This window comes from Ancylomarina sp. (genome assembly GCF_041555295.1).
Taxonomy (GTDB): Bacteria; Bacteroidota; Bacteroidia; order Bacteroidales; family Marinifilaceae; genus Ancylomarina.
Map to the genome: position 1 here is coordinate 1 of NZ_JBFFKR010000246.1, position 5,272 is coordinate 5,272.

The following is a 5,272-nucleotide window of genomic DNA, read 5'->3' on the forward strand; positions in this document are numbered from 1 at the left end:
ATTCGTTTTATTAAAGGAGAAGGTGTCGGGACAGTCACCAAGGCAGGTCTGGAAATGCCAATAGGTGATCCTGCAGTAAATCCAACGCCTCGAAAGATAATTGAACGAGAGCTAAATCAGATCTTGAATAAATACCAATTAACGAAGGGTGTTGATGTTTCAATCTTTGTGCCCATGGGAGCTAAGCTGGCTAAAAAAACCTTTAACCCTCGTTTGGGAATTGAAGGTGGTATTTCAATTATTGGAACGACTGGTATTTTAAAACCCTTCTCGGCAGAGGCCTATGTGCAAACCATTAAGAAACATGTGCGTTTTGCCGTTGAGAATGGCAGTTCACAGGTCTTTATCAACTCGGGAGGCCGATCTGAGCGATATTTGAAGCAAAAATTTCCTGAAATGCCACAGCAGGCCTATATCCAATACGGAAACTTTATAGGTGATACCATTCATGCTATAAATGGGAGTGGTGTTGAAAAGGTGAGTATGGGTATTATGATGGGGAAGGCTGTGAAGTTAGCGGAAGGTCATTTGGACACGCATAGCCAGAAGGTTGTTTTTAATAAGGATTTTTTGATCCAGATTGCCAAAGAATCGAATTACGATGATTCCTATATCGATCAGATAAAAGAGGTGAATATGGCACGCGATTTAGAGGGTATTTTCCCTTTTACTGAGGATGAGGTTTTTTACAAACATCTTAAGAAGAAATGTTGTCAGGTTCTGGAGAAAGAGATTGACGATTACAAAATTGAATTGCTCCTAATGAACATCAAAGGTGATATAATCTGACGATGAGTTGATACACCGATATGATGATGTGTTAATGTGATTCCCCTGAGCGCGTTGCATTGAGCGGAGTCGAAATGGAGTCGAAGGGTAAAACGAAGTTTAAATATCAGACGCAGATTAACGCTGATTTTATATGATTTTAAAATAACAGGAGCTCCTGATGATTTGTAATTAGCAGGTTTTGACTGAGGGATTTGTAATCCCGTAATAGACGAAAAAGGGTTGATCCCAGATATCAACACATCATGACAAACATTAAAAGAATGAAGAAACTTTTTATAATACTAGCGATACTGTCACCCATCCCTGCATTTAGTATGCATATAATGGAAGGCTTTTTGCCAGCTTTTTGGTCCATGTTTTGGTCTGTGGTTTACCTGCCCATATTTATTATAGGATTTAGAAAGATTAAACAGCTTGTCGTTGAGAAACCAGAATTGAAATTGCTTTTAGCCTTGGCAACGGCTTTCGCCTTTGTTTTATCAGCTCTGAAATTACCATCGGTTAGTGGTTCTTGTTCGCACCCTACAGGAGTGGGATTAGGAGCTTTACTCTTTGGGCCTTGGGTGATGTCAGTGATTGGTGTTTTGGTGCTTTTGTTTCAGGTTTTACTTCTGGCGCACGGTGGTATCACAACCCTTGGAGCCAACGCTTTTTCAATGGCCTTTATCGGCCCGGTGTTTACTTGGTTAATATTCTCTCTAAGTAATAAGATGGGCGTTAATAAGAAAGTCGCTGTGTTTTTAGCTGTCTTTGTTGGCAATATGGCAACCTATATTTGCACCTCGGCACAATTGGCTTTCGCACATCCTGATGTCGTAAATGGCGTGACTACAGCCTTCTATAAATTCGTTAGCATTTTTGGTCTGACTCAAATTCCTATTGCCATAATAGAAGGTTTGCTGACTGTGGTGATCTTGAATTTATTATCCGATCATGTGCCTATGCGATTCGACTTCTTAAGTCAATATAAAAAGAGAGGTTAATTAGCTGATGTGTTGATGAGATAATATGGTGATTTGATGATATAAATTAGATATGATGAGTAATAAAACAAGTAACCTGCTTTTGATAGGTGCCATAATATTAATTGTGGTGCTAACCTTATACTTTTTCCCTAATGCTGAATTTGCAGGAGCAGATGGTTTGGCTGAGGATTATATCACCCAATCACAACCCGATTATAAACCCTGGTTTTCGAATGTTTGGGAGCCCCCAAGTGGCGAAATTGAAAGTCTATTGTTTTCGTTGCAAGCCGCTATCGGTACAGGTGTTGTTGCCTATGTGATTGGCTACTATAAAGGCAAAAATAAAGCTATCAAATGATGAGTTTTGAATAAAATCTTAATCAACAATTATAATTTATAATTCTTAACTCATAATTCAATATTAAACGTGTTTATAAGCGAAAAATACAACCTATTGCAAGCCAAACTCACCTGGCATCCTTTCGAGAAGTTTACTTTTTTTGTAGCTTTTCTATTGGCTAGTTTGTTGACGCAAAATATTCTGACGCCCTTTTTAGTTGTGAGTTGTATTTCGGCTTTCTTTCTTTTCCATGGCTTGTCGGTTAAAGCCTTACTGCAAATTGCTGCACTACCCATGAGTTTTATGCTGGTAGCCGTTGTGAGTATCATTTGTATTATCAGCAGAGAAAGCTTCGAAGCTATTTATAGCACTCAGATTGGCAACTATTATATTGGTTTTTCCCAAGTCAGTTTGGATACTGGGATCTTCATTATTGGAAAGGCGATGGGAGCTATGTTTGCTTTCTATTTTTTGATTTTGACAAGTCCCATAGATGAGATTGAGTATCTGCTTAGAAAGATGAAATTGCCCGATCTACTTGTTGAGCTTTTTGTCCTTTCGTTTCGCTTCATCACCATCTTATTACTTTTTTCGAGGCAATGTTATTTGTCACAAAAGAAGAGAATGGCTTACCGAACATTCTCATCATCTATTCGAGCTCTTGGCATGTTGGTTTCATCCGTCTTAATTAAATCTCTGGTACATGCCGACCTTTCACAACAAGCCTTATTGAACAGAGGTTATAGAGGCGAAATGAAGTTTCTGGAATCACATGAGCCCTTTTTGCTCAAACGAAGCATTATACCTCTCTTGTTAATGATTTGTTTGATCGCGCTAGGGCAACTAAGACTATAACGTTTCTCAATCGTAGAAATCAACACATCACCCAATCATCTAATCAACTCATCACCATGCCTTATATAGAACTAGAAAATATCAGTTTCGAATACCCCAATCAAACTTTGGCTCTCGATCAGATTAGTCTGAGTGTTGAGAAGGGGGAGAAACTTGCAGTCGTTGGTGAAAATGGTTCTGGGAAGTCATCCCTGTTTTTATGTCTTTGTGGTATTCATCATGCGCAAACGGGGCGTTATATTCTAGACGGAGAAGAGCAAAAATGTAAGCGTAAGGATAGGAACAAGCTTTTTAGAAAGGTGGGCTATGTGTTTCAGGATCCAGAAGTACAATTATTTGCTTCAACGGTAGAGAAGGATATTTCCTTTGGAGCGATTAATGCGGGGATGAAGGGCGAAGCATTGCAAGCCTGTATGGATGAGGTGATGGAGATGACTCAAACACATGACTTAAGAAAGAAACCACCGCATCAGCTGAGTTATGGGCAGAAAAAGCGTGTCGCAATTGCAGGCGTATTGGCTTGTAAACCCGATGTTTTGCTTTTAGATGAACCTTTTGCCTGGTTGGATAATCAGCAGAAGAAAAATACCATAAGGGTTCTTGATCGCTTGCATGAGCAGAATAAAACCATCATCATCTCTACTCATGACATTAACTTTGCTTACGAATGGGCCGATAAATTGGTGGTGATGAAAGAGGGCCGAATTTTGGCGACAGGTTATTCTCAAGAATTATTGCAAGATCAGGATTTGCTGGATAAGGCTGGATTGGAAATGCCTTTGATTCTTCAGCTAAGTATGAAATTGAACCTGGACACCGCACCTAATACAATGGAAGAGTTTTTTAAAGCTTGATTTCGATTCATGTAACTAAATATGATATAGTAATTTTCTCCCTTTTTAGGGGAGATGTCCGATAGGACAGAGGGGTGAAAGTTATTGTGAAATAACTTTAATCATCAGTAAAAAAAAAGGATGTAGTAGATGTGTATTATCCATCAGCTCATCCTCATATTATCAAACCTCCAAATTAAACTTTTACAAAGCTAATAAGCCTTCGATATGCTTTGCCTGTTCATAGATAGCAATCACAGCATCGGCATCTTTCATTATGATTTTTACAGTAATGCTGATATAACGTATATCTTTTGATGTTTTAAAAGCGAATGGTGTTCCTTCTGGAAAAATGGCTTTTAGAGTTTCTAGTTTTTCATCCTTATTAGGGATAATAAATTTGAACATATAGAGTGCAGGCCACTGAGCAGAGTCGGCAAGCTGTTGGCGTAATTGGTTATATCTTTCTTGATCCATTTTTTAAGCTTCTATTAATTTCTGCAAAAGTCGAAAAGATTTTTCAAAATACCACAATTGAGAGGAAGTTATTATACCCATTTACAGATTATTCATTCTTTAGCTTATATTATTGTTTTCATAATAAAAAAGCTGATTTAATTCAGGATTTCAGCACAAATTACATTGAGCTTTTAATGACCAAATTATAAGAATCAAATGTGTGTTTTTAAGCAATTATTCACTATATTAAGAGATATTATTAACAATCCCCATAGCAATATTTGTTGATCCTAATCGTGTTTAACCCAACCTTTGTCTTATGAAAAGAATCGTTTTCATTTTCGCCTTGTGTCTTATCTTTCAAATAGCTTTTGCACAAAAGCAAGACAGTAAATTTACGACTTCTCCTGAGGTAAGTTTTCAGACTTCTCTCAACACTTCTATTAATGAGCTGGAGCTTGCATTCAAGTTTGTAAAAACAGATGGTATTTGTTTGAAAACTCACATTGGTAAACAAATTTTCATCTCACAAGCGGTTGATATTGCCAGAAACAGTGGAGGAAAACATGGTGAGGGTCGACTTCCCAATGCTTATAGCGAAAGTTTGAGTAAACCCATATTGCCGGAACCAACTGCAGGTATAGACAGAAATAGTAATGGCAAGCAGGGTGAAGGGATATTTCCGGGTGCATACTCTAAGAATTTGAGCAAAAGTTGTACAGACGTTATTGTTGATGATATTGCGAGAAATTCTGGTGGACGGAACAGCAATTAAGATCGATTTTCAATAGCGTCCTAAATAAATTGGCGCTTCGCCCAAACCCGACTTCATTTATTCATTAAAGTCTATTTTAGTTGTATTCATGATTTCCGCTTTGCTCCAATGGTTGGCTTGATCCAAAAAACGAAGCAAAAAAGATCAAGGCTGCTTTTTAAATATCTTTCTTATTAGTTCATAAATGTTTATTTTACATGGTATTCATGATTTCCGCTTCGCTCCAATGTGCCTCATGCTTAAGTGTGGCCGG

The 5,272-nt window shown here is 37.9% G+C and carries 7 protein-coding genes; 6 read left to right on the forward strand and 1 reads right to left on the reverse strand.

Annotation, left to right across the window (positions count from 1 at the left end):
- The 5 genes from cbiD to ABY905_RS13820 all read left to right on the forward strand — a co-directional run.
- On the forward strand, positions 1–789 hold a 789-nt coding region (gene cbiD, locus ABY905_RS13800; RefSeq protein ID WP_372644860.1), incomplete at its 5' end, for a cobalt-precorrin-5B (C(1))-methyltransferase CbiD.
- A gap of 263 nt (positions 790–1,052) precedes the next feature.
- Positions 1,053–1,775: an energy-coupling factor ABC transporter permease gene (locus tag ABY905_RS13805; RefSeq protein ID WP_372644861.1), complete on the forward strand. Its 723-nt coding sequence runs from the start codon at positions 1,053–1,055 to the stop codon at positions 1,773–1,775.
- 55 nt (positions 1,776–1,830) lie between these two features.
- On the forward strand, positions 1,831–2,115 hold the full coding sequence (locus ABY905_RS13810) for an energy-coupling factor ABC transporter substrate-binding protein (RefSeq protein ID WP_372644863.1): 285 nt from the start codon (positions 1,831–1,833) through the stop codon (positions 2,113–2,115).
- 69 nt (positions 2,116–2,184) lie between these two features.
- On the forward strand, positions 2,185–2,952 hold the full coding sequence (locus ABY905_RS13815; RefSeq protein WP_372644864.1) for an energy-coupling factor transporter transmembrane component T: 768 nt from the start codon (positions 2,185–2,187) through the stop codon (positions 2,950–2,952).
- Positions 2,953–3,008: 56 nt separating this feature from the next.
- On the forward strand, positions 3,009–3,806 hold the full coding sequence (locus tag ABY905_RS13820) for an energy-coupling factor ABC transporter ATP-binding protein (protein ID WP_372644866.1): 798 nt from the start codon (positions 3,009–3,011) through the stop codon (positions 3,804–3,806).
- Between the two features lie 183 nt (positions 3,807–3,989).
- Here the strand turns inward: ABY905_RS13820 and ABY905_RS13825 are convergent, their stop codons facing one another.
- Positions 3,990–4,262, reverse strand: coding sequence for a DUF493 family protein (locus tag ABY905_RS13825; RefSeq protein ID WP_372644868.1), 273 nt, complete (start codon positions 4,260–4,262; stop codon positions 3,990–3,992).
- Positions 4,263–4,563: 301 nt separating this feature from the next.
- On the opposite strand from ABY905_RS13825, the gene ABY905_RS13830 reads away from it, so the two are divergent.
- On the forward strand, positions 4,564–5,019 hold the full coding sequence (locus ABY905_RS13830; protein WP_372644870.1) for a hypothetical protein: 456 nt from the start codon (positions 4,564–4,566) through the stop codon (positions 5,017–5,019).
- Positions 5,020–5,272: the final 253 nt, after the last annotated feature.

Bases quoted from the DNA above. Each gene is read 5' to 3' on its own strand.
- ABY905_RS13830 (WP_372644870.1), top strand. From the start codon at position 4,564: ATGAAAAGAATCGTTTTCATTTTCGCCTTGTGTCTTATCTTTCAAATA.
- ABY905_RS13825 (WP_372644868.1), bottom strand. From the start codon at position 4,262: ATGGATCAAGAAAGATATAACCAATTACGCCAACAGCTTGCCGACTCT.
- ABY905_RS13810 (WP_372644863.1), top strand. From the start codon at position 1,831: ATGAGTAATAAAACAAGTAACCTGCTTTTGATAGGTGCCATAATATTA.
- ABY905_RS13820 (WP_372644866.1), top strand. From the start codon at position 3,009: ATGCCTTATATAGAACTAGAAAATATCAGTTTCGAATACCCCAATCAA.
- ABY905_RS13805 (WP_372644861.1), top strand. From the start codon at position 1,053: ATGAAGAAACTTTTTATAATACTAGCGATACTGTCACCCATCCCTGCA.